Raw genomic sequence first — 18,147 nt, forward strand, 5'->3', positions numbered from 1 at the left:
ATTAGTATTGCAACTCGAATTAGCAATGAAAATAAGTCTCAATAATGTTATAAGTTGTTTATTTTAAAAGAGTATATTAAAAAAATTATTAGTTTTAAATTATCTTGATTCGTACATATTTTGGACTAGGGTTAGAGGGCAAGTAACTTTTAACTTAGGGGGCCCTATGCAGGGTAACAAAAAAGTCCTTTTAGTATTGAATCAAATGTTGACGTTTGAACTTACTTCAATCAATCAATATTTTCTTCATGCACGTATGTATAAAAACTGGGGTCTCGAAGAACTGAACGAAAAAGCCTATAAAAAATCAATAAAAGACATGAAACAGGCTGATGAACTGATTGAGCGGATCTTGTTTTTAGAAGGGCTGCCTAATTTACAACATTTAGAAAAGCTACGCATTGGCGAACACACTGAAGAAATGCTGGCGTGTGATATGGCCTTTGAGTTAGAGCAGGTACCCGCCCTCAAAGATGCCATTGCTTTGTGCGAAGCTGAACAAGACTTTGTGAGTCGAGATATTTTGGAAGACTTACTAGAGTACGAAGAAGAGTACGTTGATTGGTTAGAAACACAGCAGTTCTTGATCAAAAATACCGGTATTGAAAACTATTTACAGTCGCAAATTGAGGAGTAACGTATGCAAGGCAGTACAAAGATTATTGATTTATTAAATAAGCAGCTGACCTTAGAGTTGACCTCAATGGATCAGTATTTAGCCCATTCAAAAATTTATGAAGATTGGGGGCTTGAAAAGCTAGGACAAAAGTTAGCCCATGAGTTTGATGAAGAGTTGGACCATGCTAAAGCGATTATTGAGCGCATTTTGTTTTTAGAGGGTAAACCAGACACTGCATCACGTGAGGCAATTCATGTTGGTGATAACGTGAAACAAATGCTCGAAAATGACCTCGCGGCTGAAATGACCGTGGCGGCAAGCTTAGTGAACATTATTACGGAGTGTGAAAAAGAGAAAGATTACGTAACACGGGAAATATTAGAGACCCTGTTAGATGATACTGAAACTGACCATATTTATTGGTTAGAGCAGCACTTAGGGCTGATTAAACTGATTGGTTTACCGAATTATATTCAAAGTCAAATGGAGGGTGGCCCCGCCACATAGGGGTTGCTTTTTAAGGCTGCGCTTGCAGCCTTATTTTTTGTGCGGATATGCTTAAAATTGACGCTAATTAACTACAGCACAGCAATACGTAGAGCTTAAATATACCGTGTTTAAGTAAACTAAAGTGGCTTGATAAATCATTCGTAGTAAATAATTTAAGAGCCTGAATTGCACACAGTAGCGAGAAGTACAGATTACGCTTAATATAGAAATACGACTATAAAGTGTTTTGGATAAAAGCGCATTTATTGCAACGTCTTCATTATAAAAAGTTTATTGTAAGGCATTGATTAAAATGCATTTGTTGCAAGCTGTTCATCAAATGCTTTGTATCTAAAATGATGCTTTACGCATAGATAATAAAGGCCGAGCAAGTGCCAAATAAAGACCTATTATTATGTTTTACCGGATTTTTAAGAAAGTGTTATTAAACCGCTAAAAGTAAACGCTTAAGCGCGGGCAACAGATAACTCATTCCTAACGATAATTAACCTCAGGTTTGGATAAGGGTTTTGGAATAGAAAATGTTTTGAAAACACACTTACGTACAATCCAATGATGTTATTTTGTTCAATATCAAGGCGCTTTTATGCAGTAATAGCGGGCTATTACAAATGAAAGCAACGCCGAGAGTGAGAAAAATAGCTTTATTGGGCAAATTCGCTTATCCAGAGCTGAGGTTAATTACACCCTAAATCTCGCGATGGTGGGCATTTTGCTGATTTTACACACTTTACGCAGGGGTAAGCCCCACCACCAATCTGAGGGGGTGTTCTTTTTCCAAAAGCACTGTTGAATGAATTAAGTGTTTGAGCGCTTTTTATGCAATTTTAGTCACCTGTTTTTATTGCCTTTGTTGTGTTACTTATCAGGAGCTTAAATTATGTCTGTTTTTGTATCGAGTGTATTGAACTCCATCAATTCTCCATCGGGTCATGTTAGTGGAATAACCGCTATTAATTCGAGAGGTATTGCTACTTTTAGGTATTACTGCGCGCACTTTGTTAGGCTCATATGTTGTTCATTGCATCGTAAAACTGTGTATGCGGCAGGTGTTATTTAGATACCGAATGCATTGCTATTATATTTTTTTTGGTTATTATAAAAACGAACGTTCGTACTTTTTTGGGGTTTGAGTGGGAAAAGGTAAGCAAACAAAACAGCAGATCTTGGCAACCGCGTTGAATGTGGCGACAGCGACTAGCCTAAATGATTTGACTATTGGGGGTTTGGCGACGATCACGGGGCTGTCAAAATCAGGCCTGTTTGGGCATTTTAACTCAAAGGAAAATTTGCAATTGGAGGTGTTGGAATATGCTCAGAGTATATTCACTGACGCCGTGATCCAGCCAACAGTAAACATGAACTCGGCAATGGAGAAACTTTTGACAACCGTTGAATGTTGGCTGAACTGGTACCGGTCGCAAGGGAGTAGCTGTATTTTTGTATCTACCTCAGTTGAATTTGATGACCAGCCGGGCGCTATTCAAGATTTAGTCAAAAAGCGTTTGCAACAATGGCTAGAGTACCTGACTCAATTGGCGCAAACCGCAGTGAATGAAGGGCAAATGAAAGGCGATTCACGGCAGTTTGTGTTTGAACTTTATTCATTATATCTCGGGTCTCAACATATGGTGTGGGTCGGATTTGAAGATGAACAACATACTCGATTTAAGTGTGCTTTGAGCGCGCTTATTCAACGGTATCAATAAGAGAGTGTTATGAGCAGTAAGATATATTTTTCAGACAAAAGTGACGCTAAAAGTGTGCGCTTTTACGCTATGCAAATACTGTCAAAGTCCATGCACAGTGTCATGCCGGGTACAGCACAAAAGTACGCTAAAAAGTTATTAATGACGCCGGTACGTCATAATGTCAAACAAACGGTACCTGTACGGTTTAAATCAGATGTGTTGGCGAGTAAGTTAGGCCCCATTCATGTTATTAGTGCCGGAGAAGGGCCTGTGGTGTTATTTACACATGGTTGGTCAGGCAGTGCGAGTCAATTTTATGCGTTGATGGATCATGTGGTTGCATTGGGCTTTAAAGTGGTGGCATTCGATCATTATGCCCATGGCCAAAGTGGTGGCGACCAAGCAAATCTTCCCAAGTTCATTTGTGCATTAAATGCGGTGTTGGAAATGATAGCTCAACCAGTTAAAGCGATTATTAGTCACTCTATGGGCGGTATTGCGGCACTTAATTCAGATTGGCAGATTGAGCAGCATATTTTGATTGCGCCCCCGTTTGACTTTTATGCAGGGTTTAGAGATAGGATCCTCTCTATCGGAATTGTTGAATCGTTATTCACTGATGTACTGGCGTCGATTGAAAACGAGCATGACATGAAGTTTAGTGATTTGTTGCCTGAACAACAGCTTATAAATCACAGTAAAATCACAATTATTCACGATATTGAAGACAAATTTGCACGTCATGATTTAGCCTATGAGCAAGCACAGCAACATGCGCATATTGATATATACTCAACACAGGGTTTAGGTCATGGGCGAATTTTGAATTCACAACAAGTTTGGAGGCATGTTGGTGAATGTTTAATGAGTCATATGAGTTAGGTACGCATTTTATTTGTTAACTGACTCCACAATCTCTGTTATTTACGCTATTTTTAAGTATTGAAAAGCAATGCTAAATACGGACTGTAAATGACAAAACTTGTAATGAGGCTAATAGGTTTAGCACTGTGTTTTAGTACTGCGTGTTTTGCCGCTAATGAAGATAAGATTTTAAAAATCTATCATGACTCAGATTATTCAAATCACCACGCTTCTGCGCAAGCGATGAAAATGGGCTTTATGACGGCATTGGCTCAAGTCAACAATACGGTACAAGGTTTCAAAATTGAGTTTGTAGAAAAAGATCATCGAGGTAACAGCAATCGCAGTTTGCTGCATATGCGTCAGTTTTTAAAAGATCCTCAGGCATTTATCATACTTGGGGGGTTACACTCTCCCCCTTATATTAAAAACCGTAATTATATTAATGAAAATGAAATTCTGCTGCTGGTACCGTGGGCAGCCGGTGGGCCCATTACGCGGTATCCAAGTGATAACAATTGGGTTTTTAGAGTATCAATTGATGACACTAAAGCCGGGCATAAAATAGCCAGTTATGCCGTTGATAGTTTGAATTGCAGCAATCCGCATATGTTGTTAGAAAGCACCCCTTGGGGCCAGTCGAATGAGAAAACGATCCGAGCAGCGTTAAAGAAAACGACAATTAAGCAAGCTGATGTAAACGTCACTTGGTTTAATTGGAATACACAGCTCAATCGCAGCAAAATAATATTAAGAGACATCATAAATTCAAAGGCTGACTGTATTTTGTTCGTTGGCAATGCAATAGAAGGAAAGTATTTTGTGAAGGCGATGGGAAGTCTACCCAATAACTTAAGACTACCCATCATCAGCCACTGGGGCATTACTGGGGGGAACTTCTACGCTTCCGTTAAGGATGAGTTACAAAAGAACCTAGCCCTTAATTTTATACAAAGTTGCTTTTCGCTAAAGCATCGACCACTAACAGAAGAGGGACGTCGTGCAATATTTGCTGGGCAAGCGCTGTTTCCTGATAAATTGGCGGATCCAGATAGACTCGCTGCACCAGCAGGCTTTGTTCATAGTTATGACATAGGTAAAATACTTATTGCAGCGCTGCAACAAACCCCGCTAACAGGGAATTTAACTCAAGACCGAAAACGACTAAAAGACTCACTTGAGAATGTGAAAAAGCCGGTAGTGGGTTTACTGAAAACTTACACAAGACCCTTCGGTGAATGGAGTACAACCAACCCAGATGCGCATGAAGCATTGGGACTTGAGGACATTTGTATGGCCAGTTTTGATGAGTTTGGTGGGATCAACGTACTACCTAACCACACTGAGTGATGAGAAATATGCGTAAAGAAATACAAGAAAAGCTCAGTCTTACGTCAGATAAAGCTTTTTATGCATTTTTAGGAGCAAGCTTATTTATATCCCTGATTGTTAGTATTTTATTGGTGGGAAGTCGTGCTGACGATACGGTACGATTACTACAACAGCAATCAAGTAAAGTTGAAGCCCAACTTGCTGCGAGCTATTTGAGACAGTTTTTAGAGACTCGACAACAGATTTTACAAGATTTGGCTCGTCATCCTATTTTAACAAATGGGGTGATGGGCAGTGAATTATCGAAAGCATCGGTCTCTGATTTTCTCGATGGATATAAAATATTAGGGCAGAAAGAACCAATACGGCTGGTCAATATTCTTGGAGACATAGTATATAGTAATGCGCCATTGAGACCAGCAATAGAGACGCAGAATGAGTGGTTAACGCGTATATTAGATGGTGAATTGAGTCATGCGATAGTGCTTAATAAGGTAAACCAAGATTACTTTTTTAAAGTGTTGGTACCCGTCCAATATAATGGCTTCACGGAAGGAGCATTATTGGTTGAATTTAAAACCAGCTTACATGAGTTATTGGCGGTTGCGTTAGATAGCCGCGCTCATGCTATTAGCATTGAAGGGCGATGGGTTTCGTTTACCAATGTAGACGCTGAGTATGAGTATGTTAGTACGGGTGTGCAAAAAATTGGCTCAACAGGCATAAAATTTGAGTACCTAACGCATGTCAATTTACTGGATGATAAAGTATGGGGTTTCATGCTTGATATTGGTTGGGCAATTGTCATTAGCTTAGTATTGTCATCGGGGTTGCTGCTGATTTTTGGTAAACAGTTGTTGTTAAATCCATTTAAGCAATTGGAGCTATCTCAACAAGCAACCATCGCCAGTGAAGAGCGGTACAAATTAGCTGTGCAAGGTAGTCACGATGGGCTGTGGGATTGGAATATTGTGACTGGTGAAGTGTATTACGCACCGCGTTATAGAGAGTTACTGGGCTATGAAGGAGATGACTTTGATGGCTTTCCAAATTTATTCTCAAGCTTAGAAACACATTTGCACCCGACAGATAAAGATCGAGTCATTGAGCAACTCAATAAACATATTGAACATGGTGACTCATACGATGTGGGTTATCAATTGCGTCATGCGACTGGCGAATATCGCTATTATCGTGCCAAAGGGATTGCACTGAGAGATGAAAATGGACGTGCAACTCGAATGGCCGGTTCGTTGACGGATATAACCGAGCAAAGGCTATTTCAAGAGGCTCTTAAAAAAGCCAAAGAGCATAATGATTTGTTAGCCCAGGCGATTGAGTCATGCAATGTTGGTATTTCAATATCGGACGCTAGAACGGATGATCACCCTCTGGTTTTTATTAATAGTGCTTTTACTCGAATTACAGGTTATGACAAACGAGTATTGGGAAGTAATTGTCGATTTTTACAAGGCAAAGAAACGCAAGAAGACACCATTGCTGAAATTAGAAAAACACTACGACAGCGTAAAAAACATCGTGTTGAAATATTAAATTATAAAGCGGATGGTACGCCTTTTTGGAACAATTTACAGATATCACCTGTGTTTGATGAAACGGATACGTTGACTGCGTTTGTTGGTATTCAACAAGACATCACTGAACGGATTGAATCTCAACAAGCGCTCATCGAAGCAAAAGCGATGGCTGAAAATGCCAGCATTGCTAAAAGCGAATTTTTAGCGTCTATGAGCCATGAAATAAGAACCCCTATGAATGGGGTGTTAGGCATGCTGAATTTATTACTCAACAGTAATTTAACTGATGAACAGCACCATAGAGCGCGGGTTGCTATGAGTAGTGCAAACTCTTTATTGACCCTGATTAATGATATTTTAGATTTTTCAAAGGTGGATGCAGGTAAGCTTGAATTAGAGTACTTGGACTTTGATTTACGTGGCATGCTCGGTGAGTTTGCGGAAGCTGCTGCAATTCAAGCACATGATAAGCAACTAGAACTTGTGCTAAATATGACCAGCATAAATGAATCGGTGGTTAAAGGAGATCCAGGTCGGCTAAGGCAAATATTGACTAATTTAGTAAGCAACGCCATTAAATTTACCAGTGAAGGTGAAGTGGTTATTGAATCGAGTTTGTCTGAAGCTGACAAGACGCATTGGCTATTCAATTGTGTCATTCGAGATACGGGGATTGGTATTTCGAACGTTCAGCAAAGTAAGTTGTTTAAATCGTTCTCGCAAGTGGATGCCTCGACGACTCGTAAATATGGTGGTACCGGGCTGGGGTTAGCGATTGTCAAAAAGCTATGTGAATTGATGCATGGCGATGTGGCGATTACCAGTGATGTCGGTCGAGGTAGCCAGTTTAGTTTTCATATCAAATTACAAAAAAGCGCAGGCTCATTGCAGGTAATTCCAAGCGTTGACACCACTAAGTTGCATTTACTTATTGTTGATGACAATGATACTAACCGTGAAGTGCTAAGAGGCCAGTTGGAACATTGGGGCGCACAAGTTTCAGAGGCGCCTTCGGGGGTGCAAGCTTTGGCGATATGTGAAGCGTATTATGCAGAGCACAATACGTGTTTTGACATTGCTTTTTTAGATATGCAAATGCCGAATATGGATGGCGCGCAACTAGGAAAGGCATTAGTTGCTAATACACGCTTTAAGAATATGAAGTTGGTTATGATGACCTCAATGGGTCATCAAGGTGATGCGCGGTTTTTTGCTGAATTGGGTTTTGCGGGGTATTTCCCTAAGCCAGCGACAACGTCAGATTTATTCGATGCTTTGGCCATTGTGGCTGAAAATGGTGAGGCATTGGCTAAGGCTGAACCTTTAGTCACTTCGCACTATATTAAAACGCTTAAGAATAAAGTGGGTCCTGACATTGAAAATGTACAATGGTGTCAATCGATTAGAATATTGTTAGCTGAAGATAATCAGGTGAATCAGATTGTCGCAACCAGCATGTTTAAAAAGCTTGGATTATTATTTATTGATGTTGCTGCAAATGGTAAAGAAGTGATCTCTTACTTAAAGCAGGCCCAACACTCAAAGCCTTACAATGTTATTTTTATGGATTGTCAGATGCCCGAAATGGATGGGTATGAAGCAACCAAAGCCATTAGGGCCGGAAAAGGCGGGGTGTTATACAAAGAGATCCCAATTATTGCGATGACGGCTAATGCTATGGTCGGAGACAGAAATAAGTGTTTGGAGGCGGGAATGGATGACTATGTTGCGAAGCCTATTGTGCCTGAAGTACTGTATGAAAAAATGCTCACATGGTTACCACACTCGCTAGAGAATGATAAGGAATAACGTTCTTTAGCAAGGTTTAGGTATGCTTTATTGCCACTTCATTGCTCAAGCATTGTGCATCAGGCGTTTAAATGATGCCATCATTTAGGTCTGATGCTTGGCTGCATAAGCAGAATAAAATAGAAGTCGGTGGTGATAGAGCATTATAGGTGAGTATGATTTTTTACTGCCGAGGCTATTTTAGGTAATGTTAGTATGGTGTCTTATATATTTTCGAGTCGAAGGTGATATACAATAATGTTTATCACAAAACGCAGGGCTAAGATAAAAGTATTAAAATAAGTTTTATATATAACATTGCAAAAATCTTGACGTGCTAAAAAGGTGGTTAAAATAGACTGCTTATAAAATTTTCTATATTGAATTTTGTAGCTTAATTATATGTTATATATTGCATCCAAATTTCTTGGGTATATTTTTGTTCTTTATAAAGGCACGATGGTAGACAGAGTTTTGAAATTAATATTGTTTTCTCTTTGCTTAATATTAAGCGTAATCTCATTAAAAGTGTTTTCAATAACGTCAGTCAACACAACAATTGTTAATAAAGAAAATGGTGTATGGCTTGTCACGTACGAAGCTGAGCAGCCTGTGCAACAACTTGTTTTTAAATCATCACCCAATCACTCAAGAGGAACGCGTTGGCGGGCGACAGAAAAAGAATATGGTATTGTTTATCATAACTCTAGGGAGTATATCCGGCGTTTGGATGGTCTGCCGTTTACAAAAGTCACGTTTTACTTAACTCCCTCATATGTTAGTTTGCCAAAAGAATATGCACCGTTTTCACCTTTTACAGACGGAGGCGTATTACTGCATTCAGGCCGTTTCTTCGTTTGTCCAGAGCTATGTAGTAACTACATCACACAGTGGCGTATCAAGTTGCAAGCCCCAGCAACACGTCATATTATTCTTAAAGGTGCGTTAAAGCGTCAAGAGGTTGTTTGGCAAAGTACCAATGACGGTGAAAAAATCTATGTGGGGCCCAATATAACTAATGAAAACAAGGACTTTATCACTGTTATAGATCCTGGTTTACCAACCAAAGCCCAGCAATATTTGGATAAGTATCTGCCCTTAATTATGACGCAGTATGCATCTCGCTTTGCTGCATTAGCAGAAAAACCTATGTTGTTTGCATCATACAGCAGTACTGATAACGGTACGTATGGGAACCAAGGAGGAGTGTTAGCTAACCAAGTATTTATGCATTGGTATGGGAAAATAGCACATCTAGGAATTAATGAGGTGGATACATTGTGGTTTTTCTCTCATGAAATTGCGCATTTATTTCAAGGTGCGGCCGCAGGTATTGTAGATCATGAACACGCGTGGATCCATGAGGGCATGGCCGAATTCATGGCCAGTATCACGTTAACTGAGTTATTACCGCATGAAAGAAGTACGATTGTAGATAGGGTGAGTAAAGCGCAGTCACGTTGCATCACTGACCTGAAAGGATATGCATTGGTAGACTCAGGGAATAGGAGAAAGTTTAACGTGTATTATACATGTGGCCTTTTAATTAATCAGGCAATTCATAATGAGGCCAATAAGTTAAACCCTGCAGTAACCGGCTTTACCATATGGCAAGCTTTTCAAGATAGCGTCAATAAAGGAAACGCTACTTCTAGTCGCACATTTCTTGCGGCCGTAAAGCCTTTTGTTTCCTCTGAGTTCTTTGCGCAATTGCAACGGATAATTTTACCCCAAAACACACGTGCAGCGACGGATATTGAGCAATTGATTAAGATGAGCCAGCAATAGAGCGGTATGTTATTACTGGCATAGGGCATGGATGTTTGATCACCATCGAGTGAAATGCATCACGGCGCTCAAATGGGAAGAAGCATCTTTAATTCGCAATAAGTGCAGCAGACATAAAGCCGTCAACTGCTTTTTCTTAATGAATGGTTGGTTGTCATTTTTGAGTACTGATAACCAATGTCCTATGATCCCCCTAAAGTTAAGTCTTGGAAGGTGTTGTGTGTCTTTGGGCGTAGTGGCAACTTCTGCACACTCATGCTCTTGATATGCGGTCCACGGGAATCTACAGACTTGCGGGTAAGCATAGTTTACCCATGTATGATAAAAAGCGTGGTTACGTACTTTCTCAACTGGCAATGCTAAAGCACTTTGAATGATTTTGTATGAATAGAAAGGGCAAAAATACTCGACTCGATATTGGTCTACGTTCTCAAAAATGGTTTCTAAATGGTGATGTTGCTCGTTCAGCAAGAGAAACAGCTGCACCGCCTTATCTAACCCTAGAGATTGGTACTGACCAATGGCCTGGCAGAGGTTATAGATGAGCGCTCGTTGAAGTTCATCTGCATGATTAATAACCGACTTAGGAAGATAACCTTGTTGTTGTTCTAAGAATTTATGTACCAGACACAATAAATCATTAGATTTAGCTGCTTGGTAGACTTCGTCGGTGTAGTTGGTTAAGCCAAGTGAGCTGTTGCCACCATGACCGACCCAGGCGAGGGTTGGCCTAGATACACCTCTGAGAAATTTAGGGTGACTATCGTTTAAATCACTTAAAATTGCTTCTAGAGAATTTAATTGGTGATATTCTGGGTTTACGGCAGTCAATACAATGTCATTTTCCTGAGTAAATTCAAATAACTGCTTTTTTATTTGGGCGGGTTTTCGTGTGAGATGAACGGCTTTGATTTTTTTACTTATTCGCGAAAGTTGCGTATTTAGCACTCTGCTATCAAGTCCATTTGATAGGGTGCTGAGTACAGTTGAATCTGTTTTACTTGCTTTAGCGACGACAGATTTAAAGGCTTGATCCAACTCTGTAACAGCATCACCTAAATCTAATTTTTGTTTGGCTAATGCCAGCCAGTCGAGGTAATTCTCACATGTGTGCCCACTTTTATCGAACACTAACAGCTCAGCGGGTGTAGCCCTGCGAACTTCGTTATACGGGGTGTGATCAAGTAAAGTGTACCCAAGCGTGGCTAATTCACATATTGCTGCGTAATTACGTGTTAATGTCACCCCTAATTCTTTAAATAAGTTAAGTTGTGTCGAAAACAATAGGCCAGTACCAATATGCATATAATAAAATGGGCGGATAGCGAGGGGGTCAGTTGCAAGTACCAACTTTTCGTGTTCGGTGTTGTATTGGGCGTAATTGAAAACCCCATCACTGCTAAGCAGCATTTCTGTTAACTTCTCAAAATTATCTGCAAGCGTTGTAAGGTCGTTGCTGCGGTCACTGGTAATAAGTGGGTGGCCGATAAGCGTTGCAACTTGCAAATCATTGTGCAACCACGCAGGCTGTTTGTAAGCGTCAAAGTCGTATTGGAGTATGACACCGCGATTGCAAGTAAAGCGATTTACATCACTACTCGGATATGATTCAAAATATCGTATTAACTTGTTTATTATCCATTTTTTGTCAGCATGATCCGTATCAAAAGAAAAATAACCTGCTAGAATTGCCATATTTGTTTGCTCTTAAATCAATTGAGATAAGATTGATGTAGCGAGAACTAAGCCAGAGCGTTTCGTCAATGCGTATGGGTATAGAAATTAAGGAGAATAATTGAACAGTTTGGCACGTGCTATCGGTCACTCTATACTTTTTTTTAATGGTTTGATGCTTATTTTACTCGGTGTCGAGCTACCTGTTATAGGAAAGTATATTGCAGTAGTTGTGTTGGTAGCTAATGGTATTTTTATGGTGCTGTTTTGGCTAGATAAACGCCGAGCCTGCAGGCAAGAGAAAAGGCTCAGCGAACTCAGTTTACTCCTTGTATCGTCTTTAGGGGCGCACTTTAGTATGTATGTTGCTCAAGATGTGTTTCACCATAAGTCTAAAAAGTGGCAATTTAACGTTAAGTTGCTTTGTGCACTGCTGTGTCAAACTGCCTTACTTGGGCTCATGTGCTATTGGTTATTGAGTGGGTTGGCGAGTGTACGTGTCGATGAGTGACCAGCGGGTGTCTTCCTTTTGGCCTCCTAAACCTAAAATCCAATAGTTATAGGCGTCATGCACTTTACCATTGGCTTTTTGAATATCGAGCCATGAATTAATATAGCTCAGCAGATCCAGATTACGTTTAGCAATAGCGAACCCAACAGGGTACTTGATGGAACCTTCTTGGGGGACAATTACACCGAATTCAGGGTAAAACATGCTCCATGCGAACCCGGCTTCAGCACTGATCACCAGTGCATCAAAATTATTAGGGTCCGTAAAGTATTGCTTTAAATTGTTCAGTTCAGAAAAGTGTATATTGGGGTATTGCTTTGTTACCTTATTTAAGATAGGGCCATATTCTACATGAGCAAACTGTACGCTAGAGAGGTTTGTTATATCGCTTTTATGTGCAAAGCGTTGTAATTGGTGATCTTTGGCGAGTAATGCTAATTGCAATTTTAGCACATGATCACTGAATCGAACCTTGGTTAAATCGACCACATTTATTTCTAATCCAGACATAGCAATATCAAAATAGCCTTTGTTAAGGTATTCACTTAATTGGTGTTTTTTAAAGGGGATAAACTCAACTTCAACTTGTAAATCATCAGCAAGCCGATGGGCCAAACTAATATCAAAGCCAACGAGTTCATTTTTTTGGTTAAAGTAGCTAAAAGGGACATTATCAACTAAGTAACCAACTCTAATTAAGTTTCGCTTTTGAATAATATCAATATTGGTGAGCGACAACTCTCCGGAATGATATGCTTTGGGTACGTGGTTTAATACATGTGCAGGGACTGTTTCTGCAATCACCATATTTGCAATGATGTCGTCAGCAGCTTTACTGTTGCCTGCTAAATGACTATTTAGTGTGTAGCTGGCGAACATGAATATGGGTAGGCACACGCTCAATAGTGCAAGGTAATATACCGAGCGTAATCGTTTTAAATGCAGTTGTTTTCGGCAATAGAAAACACTTAAAAATACAAAAGAAAATATATAAATGACCGTTGTAGGTGATACTACTTTGGCACTGAGTACCGACATAGATAAGTACAACTGATAGCTATCGGCTGGAATTTTCAAGCTATCAAGTAAAAACGGGATTGCGATATGCACATTGGCAAAGTAACTCAGCATCGCCGACAGGGTAACATTGGGAATATCAGAAATATCGACTGGACTCCCCGTTAACCATGCTGCGAACATGACGAACATCAATGTGGTGAGTTTACCGAGGCTAGGGAATGTGTAAGCAATAGGCACAAGTACCTCGGCAATGTGATCAGCTTGCTCATCAGCTTGATTGGTTTTTCGCAGGTGCTCTTTGATCCCTTCTGTGATAACCGGCAATACAATAAAGACGTTTCCGGTACTGAAAGCCGTTATCCATGCATTACGCATTACTAGAATAAGATCCCGGTATTTTATTGGTGTAAAAGCAGCCACTATCATCGGCATGAGTACAAGCATTAAATACAGTCCAAGGCATAATACCAAGACCCAATATACTTGCAGATTATTTAATTGTTCACCACTGAGCGTACCAGCCGTACTGGCGGTCATCGCAAAAATACCAATAGGGAAAATCGCAATGATCTTTTTTGAGATTACCGTTAGCCCTTGTCCAATGACTTCAAGAAAGTCAAGTACCGTTGTTTTACGTTTATTTGCTATTAATGAACTGCCTAAAGCAATACAGAAAATGACGATGGCAGGTACGTTACCTTGTGCTAAAGAGGCGAATGGATTGGCAGGGATATAATGTTCAGCAAAATCGATGGATGCCGCAGGGCTAATAAGAGCAGGCGAAAAAAATGTCCCAGCGTCATGTTGAGGTAGTGTTAAAGCAAAGCACCAAATAGCAACGAGACCAATGCACCACAAGCTTATCATTACGGTTGCGGCTTTGAGTAAAATACTTTTGACTTGCTCAGGACTAAACTTTCCTAGTCCGACTATCAGGCTTACGACAATATACGGGAATATAGTGATCTGCATCAGCTTAACGAAGCCATTACCTATGGGTTGTAAAAATGCAACGCGTTCACCAAAAATAAGGCCTGTAGCAACACCTAAGATCAGTGCCCACAGCATCCAATTACGACTTTTCAAAAAAGAAAAAAATGTATTCATTGTGTGCATCGCTCAATATTAGCTTCAATTAAGCATAATAGAAAAATAAAAGAGCGGGGATTATAGTGATCTAAACTGACTGGTGTCTGAACTGACTATGCTTAAATTTATTAATAGAAAAATGTGCAGTAATGGATGCTTTACTGTATGTAAAAGAGTAAAGCATAATTAATGAACGTTATTGCTTAATCGTGATAGGCTGGTTTTCAATACCTGCATAAAAAACCATAATTTCAGCAGTGTCAGTACCGGTATTTACCCCGTAGTGCCATGTGTCTATTACTTCAGTAATAGGATCACCGGCAGTCATTTTGAGCTTTTTCCCTTTTTTGGTTGTAACTAGCAACTCACCTTTGAGTAACACGCCGGCATTAATAACGGGGTGTTGATGCCAAGGCAATGTGACGCCTGGGGCGATCGCTATTTTTAAAATAGTAATTTCTGGTTGACCTTTTGGGTAAGCGGGGAGTGTATTACCGTTCCAGCTTTGCGTTGTTTTTACAATCGTTTCAACTGAGATTGGTGCGTGTTTTTCATCAGCGGTACTATAAAAAGATAGTAATACCATAAGGGGTGGTAGAAGATATTTCATTGTTCACCTATGGGTAATTAGAAAGGTGTTTGTCAGGGCAAACACACATAGTTACTGTGGGCCTATTGTAAGCAACAGAGTGAACTAGGCTCATTCTGCTGCTTATTATCTCGTTATTGCATCAATTTCGTTATGTACTTAACGGGTGCACTGCCAAAGCTTAAAAATGTTTCATGGAATGTTTTCAAGTCGAAGCTATTCCCCAATTTAACTTTTTGCGCCTCACGCAAATCGTAAATTTCTCGGTATCCGCTGTAGTAGCTTGTTAATTGTACTTGGCTAAGGGTTGCTCTGCGCCATTTACCTTTTGCTTCTGCTTGTTCTTGAAATGCCCCATTCATCAGCAAGTCTAGTCCGGCCTCTTTACTAAGTCCTTCGACATGAATAGCGTAATCTAAAATGGTGTTACAGATCACACGTAAATTCCACTTGTAATACATAAGCCACATTTCAGGCTCAAAGTTGCCGTAACCTTCTTCAAGCATCATACGTTCAGTGTATACGGCCCAACCTTCTATCATGGCACCATTACTAAATAGACTTTTAATTAATGAAGGAGATTTGTTCGCGTACACTAACTGAGTGTAGTGACCAGGGATTGCCTCGTGAATATTTAAAATTTGTAAAATCCAATGATTGTACTCACGAAGGTAAGAGCTTGCTTTTTCATCGTCCATGTCGCCAAGCGGCTCGACATTATAGAAGGTGTTGCCTTTGCTTTCGTATGGGCCTGGAGAGCTAATCGAGGCCATCGCGTAACCACGCATATATTTAGGTGTTTTACGGACAACGAGCGGTTTATCAGCATCAAGTGTGATTAAGTCTTTTTCTTTCACAAAAGCTTCAAGTGCAGGGATTTGAGTCGAAATCTCATCAACAAATTTGTGCTTGTCGACGTGTTTAACTGATAAGTGTTTAATTAATTTTGAGATGGCTTGAGTATCGTTCTCAGGCTGCGGTGTTGCAGGAAAATACTTCGGCCATAACTTGTTGGTAATGCTGATCATTTCAGAAGTCACTCTGTCTTTGTCTGCAAGGGCCTTTTGGTACATTTGTTTGGCCGTGTAGCCAGACTGTATATCGAACGCAAATTTTTGTTCGTAGAGTGATTCACCAATTCTAAATGAACGTGCGGAGTCCGTGGCAACTAGCTCCTTCTCCAACTTGGTTAGATAGTCTATATAACCATGAATGGCGGTTTTAGCGTCGGCAAAACGACCTTTGAATAGTGCTTTATCGGCACTGGATAAATTAGAACTGCTTAACATTTCTAGCAGTGAATCATTTAATACACTGAAAGCGCCTTGGTTTTGTTGTATTGCGAGCTGAGTATATTCAAGAGTTGGGTTTTCAATATTGTTTTGTGCTGCTTGATAATAGTCAGGCACAAACTTCAAACGATTAAGAACAAGGTTTAATTTTTCGTCAGTGCTTTTAAAACGGTTGTTAAGTAACAATGCAAAGCCACCAGACACGTTATAGTTTGATGGATTCCATTGCCAACTTTTAAATGTTTGGTTGTGCCAAAGGCTTTTCTGTAAGCGGTTTTTAATGAGGTAGTAATCTGTTTGTTGATTCGCACTCAGTGTGTTTATATCGAACTGCTGTAAAGCGTCAAGCTGTGCTTCATTAAATGTATTATTGCTTGCCCTAGTTTGTGCGTTGGGAATTGAAATAATATCATCATACTTGCCATAGCCAGCATAGCTTGAGGCTTCTGGATAGTGCTGCCAGTATGAATCTATAAGCGATGCTGCGAATTGTTCGAAACTTTGGTTAACCGAGGTTGTCGATTCGTTTTTGGTGTGGGTTGTTTGGTTGGCAGAGTTGCATGCAGTTAAACCTAACGCAACAACCAATGCTAAGCCGAGAGTCGTTTTTTTCATTATGGATCCGTTCTTAATTGTAATGTACGTATGGTATCAAGGATTACATGTCATCGCATGTCACTCTCTCAGCGTAACGAAGAAATACAACCTTTGTTTGAGGACGGTTTTACAGTGTTTAAAATATAGGTGAGCGTATGTATTTAGTCATGCTCGAGCAATACGGCCCCACTATTTGATGCTCCAAGAATGTCATCTGGATTATATAGCGGACAACTACTCATAGACAAACAACCACAACCAATGCATCCATCAACTCTGTCTCTCAACCTCTGCATATAGGCAATTTTTTCATCGAGTTGTACTTGCCACTGTTTTGACAGCTTTTCCCAGTCATGTTTATTGGGGGTTCGGCTATCAGGTAGAGTATTGAGCGTTTCTTTGATCTCTTCGAGAGTAACCCCCATTCTCTGTGCTGCTTTTATGACTGCGATACGCCTGAGAACATCAGGTTTGTAGCGTCTTTGATTGCCATTGTTGCGCCAGCTACGTATTAACCCCTTTGTTTCATAGAAATGCAGCGTTGATACTTTCACATCACTGCGTTTTGCGACATAGCCGACGGGTAAATTGGCTTCTTGTAGTTGCTGAGTACCCATAAAACTCCTGAATAAAACGCTTTACCTCAAGTCTACTTAAGGTTTTAACATGCTACTAAACATATAGCAAATAAGGACTGTAATGAAAACAATCGTGATATATTCTAGTGCAAATAGACATGGCAATACTGCGACAGTAAGTGAGAACTATGTGTCACAACATGAAGGGGCTGATTCGGTGTATTTAGATGAATTGGTTATTCATGATTATAGTTATGACCATAGGCATAAAGAGGATGATTTTCGCCGTATATTTTTACAAGTGTTACAATACGACCATGTGGTATTTTCATCTCCAGTATATTGGTATGCCGTTACCCCGAGAATGAAGGCATTTTTTGACCGAATTACAGAGTTTATGGATGATGACGCACTTAAAGCGTCATTAAGGCAATTAAGAGGCAAACGTTTTTCGATACTGACCAATTCAATTAGTAGCGCTGCCCCCGCGCCGATGTTAGAAATGATGATTAAAACATGTGAATATTTAGGTATGAAAGAACAGGCACATCAGCACTTTCAATTTCCGGTGTCGATTTAATAATGCGTACTTTAGTGTAATAAAATGCCATAATTTATGGCCTTTTTAAATTAACCTCAGGTTTGGATAAGGGTTTTGGAATAGAAG

At 40.0% G+C, this 18,147-nt stretch carries 14 protein-coding genes; 9 read left to right on the forward strand and 5 right to left on the reverse strand.

Annotation, left to right across the window (positions count from 1 at the left end; all coding sequences use genetic code 11):
• Positions 1-166: 166 nt before the first annotated feature.
• The 7 genes from bfr (J8L98_RS18590) (at position 167) to J8L98_RS18620 (ending at position 10,130) form a co-directional block, all read left to right on the forward strand.
• Positions 167-637: a bacterioferritin gene (gene bfr / locus J8L98_RS18590; RefSeq protein WP_192509925.1), complete on the forward strand. Its 471-nt coding sequence runs from the start codon at positions 167-169 to the stop codon at positions 635-637.
• Between the two features lie 3 nt (positions 638-640).
• Entirely contained in the window at positions 641-1,126 is a 486-nt protein-coding gene (bfr, locus tag J8L98_RS18595) for a bacterioferritin (protein ID WP_210997667.1), read from the forward strand.
• Positions 1,127-2,262: 1,136 nt separating this feature from the next.
• On the forward strand, positions 2,263-2,838 hold the full coding sequence (locus tag J8L98_RS18600; RefSeq protein WP_210997668.1) for a TetR/AcrR family transcriptional regulator: 576 nt from the start codon (positions 2,263-2,265) through the stop codon (positions 2,836-2,838).
• A 9-nt stretch (positions 2,839-2,847) separates the two neighbouring features.
• Positions 2,848-3,702: an alpha/beta fold hydrolase gene (locus J8L98_RS18605; RefSeq protein WP_210997669.1), complete on the forward strand. Its 855-nt coding sequence runs from the start codon at positions 2,848-2,850 to the stop codon at positions 3,700-3,702.
• Positions 3,703-3,792: 90 nt separating this feature from the next.
• A complete protein-coding gene (locus J8L98_RS18610; RefSeq protein WP_210997670.1) occupies positions 3,793-5,034 on the forward strand; it encodes an ABC transporter substrate-binding protein in 1,242 nt (413 codons plus the stop codon).
• Between the two features lie 8 nt (positions 5,035-5,042).
• Entirely contained in the window at positions 5,043-8,363 is a 3,321-nt protein-coding gene (locus tag J8L98_RS18615; protein WP_247682611.1) for a response regulator, read from the forward strand.
• A 453-nt stretch (positions 8,364-8,816) separates the two neighbouring features.
• Positions 8,817-10,130: a hypothetical protein gene (locus J8L98_RS18620; RefSeq protein ID WP_210997671.1), complete on the forward strand. Its 1,314-nt coding sequence runs from the start codon at positions 8,817-8,819 to the stop codon at positions 10,128-10,130.
• 39 nt (positions 10,131-10,169) lie between these two features.
• Here the strand turns inward: J8L98_RS18620 and J8L98_RS18625 are convergent, their stop codons facing one another.
• The gene (locus J8L98_RS18625; RefSeq protein WP_210997672.1) at positions 10,170-11,825 is read right to left on the reverse strand and encodes a hypothetical protein; all 1,656 of its coding nucleotides are present in this window, start codon (positions 11,823-11,825) and stop codon (positions 10,170-10,172) included.
• Positions 11,826-11,925: 100 nt separating this feature from the next.
• Between J8L98_RS18625 and J8L98_RS18630 the strand changes: the two genes are divergently transcribed.
• The gene (locus J8L98_RS18630) at positions 11,926-12,315 is read left to right on the forward strand and encodes a DUF1294 domain-containing protein (protein ID WP_210997673.1); all 390 of its coding nucleotides are present in this window, start codon (positions 11,926-11,928) and stop codon (positions 12,313-12,315) included.
• On the opposite strand, the gene J8L98_RS18635 is transcribed toward J8L98_RS18630, so the two are convergent.
• The 4 genes from J8L98_RS18635 to soxR all read right to left on the reverse strand — a co-directional run bounded on the left by J8L98_RS18635 (position 12,277) and on the right by soxR (position 17,519).
• Positions 12,277-14,442, reverse strand: coding sequence for a cation:dicarboxylase symporter family transporter (locus J8L98_RS18635; RefSeq protein ID WP_247682612.1), 2,166 nt, complete (start codon positions 14,440-14,442; stop codon positions 12,277-12,279). The two genes, J8L98_RS18630 and J8L98_RS18635, sit on opposite strands and share 39 nt — an antisense overlap.
• A 178-nt stretch (positions 14,443-14,620) precedes the next feature.
• A complete protein-coding gene (locus J8L98_RS18640) occupies positions 14,621-15,034 on the reverse strand; it encodes a cupin domain-containing protein (protein WP_210997674.1) in 414 nt (137 codons plus the stop codon).
• A 113-nt stretch (positions 15,035-15,147) separates the two neighbouring features.
• Positions 15,148-16,920, reverse strand: coding sequence for a DUF885 domain-containing protein (locus tag J8L98_RS18645; RefSeq protein WP_210997675.1), 1,773 nt, complete (start codon positions 16,918-16,920; stop codon positions 15,148-15,150).
• Between the two features lie 143 nt (positions 16,921-17,063).
• The gene (gene soxR, locus J8L98_RS18650) at positions 17,064-17,519 is read right to left on the reverse strand and encodes a redox-sensitive transcriptional activator SoxR (protein ID WP_210997676.1); all 456 of its coding nucleotides are present in this window, start codon (positions 17,517-17,519) and stop codon (positions 17,064-17,066) included.
• Positions 17,520-17,601: 82 nt separating this feature from the next.
• Here soxR and J8L98_RS18655 point away from each other — a divergent pair, with 82 nt between their 5' ends.
• The gene (locus tag J8L98_RS18655; RefSeq protein WP_210997677.1) at positions 17,602-18,060 is read left to right on the forward strand and encodes a flavodoxin family protein; all 459 of its coding nucleotides are present in this window, start codon (positions 17,602-17,604) and stop codon (positions 18,058-18,060) included.
• The last annotated feature ends 87 nt before the right edge of the window (positions 18,061-18,147 follow it).

The sequence above is a fragment of the Pseudoalteromonas sp. MMG013 genome (assembly GCF_018100885.1).
Taxonomy (GTDB): Bacteria; Pseudomonadota; Gammaproteobacteria; order Enterobacterales; family Alteromonadaceae; genus Pseudoalteromonas; species Pseudoalteromonas aurantia.

Coding starts and splice junctions, on each gene's coding strand:
- bfr (WP_192509925.1), top strand. CDS start 167: ATGCAGGGTAACAAAAAAGTCCTTTTAGTATTGAATCAAATGTTGACG.
- J8L98_RS18655 (WP_210997677.1), top strand. CDS start 17,602: ATGAAAACAATCGTGATATATTCTAGTGCAAATAGACATGGCAATACT.
- J8L98_RS18645 (WP_210997675.1), bottom strand. CDS start 16,920: ATGAAAAAAACGACTCTCGGCTTAGCATTGGTTGTTGCGTTAGGTTTA.
- J8L98_RS18605 (WP_210997669.1), top strand. CDS start 2,848: ATGAGCAGTAAGATATATTTTTCAGACAAAAGTGACGCTAAAAGTGTG.
- J8L98_RS18615 (WP_247682611.1), top strand. CDS start 5,043: ATGCGTAAAGAAATACAAGAAAAGCTCAGTCTTACGTCAGATAAAGCT.
- J8L98_RS18635 (WP_247682612.1), bottom strand. CDS start 14,442: ATGAATACATTTTTTTCTTTTTTGAAAAGTCGTAATTGGATGCTGTGG.
- bfr (WP_210997667.1), top strand. CDS start 641: ATGCAAGGCAGTACAAAGATTATTGATTTATTAAATAAGCAGCTGACC.
- soxR (WP_210997676.1), bottom strand. CDS start 17,519: ATGGGTACTCAGCAACTACAAGAAGCCAATTTACCCGTCGGCTATGTC.
- J8L98_RS18640 (WP_210997674.1), bottom strand. CDS start 15,034: ATGAAATATCTTCTACCACCCCTTATGGTATTACTATCTTTTTATAGT.
- J8L98_RS18610 (WP_210997670.1), top strand. CDS start 3,793: ATGACAAAACTTGTAATGAGGCTAATAGGTTTAGCACTGTGTTTTAGT.
- J8L98_RS18625 (WP_210997672.1), bottom strand. CDS start 11,825: ATGGCAATTCTAGCAGGTTATTTTTCTTTTGATACGGATCATGCTGAC.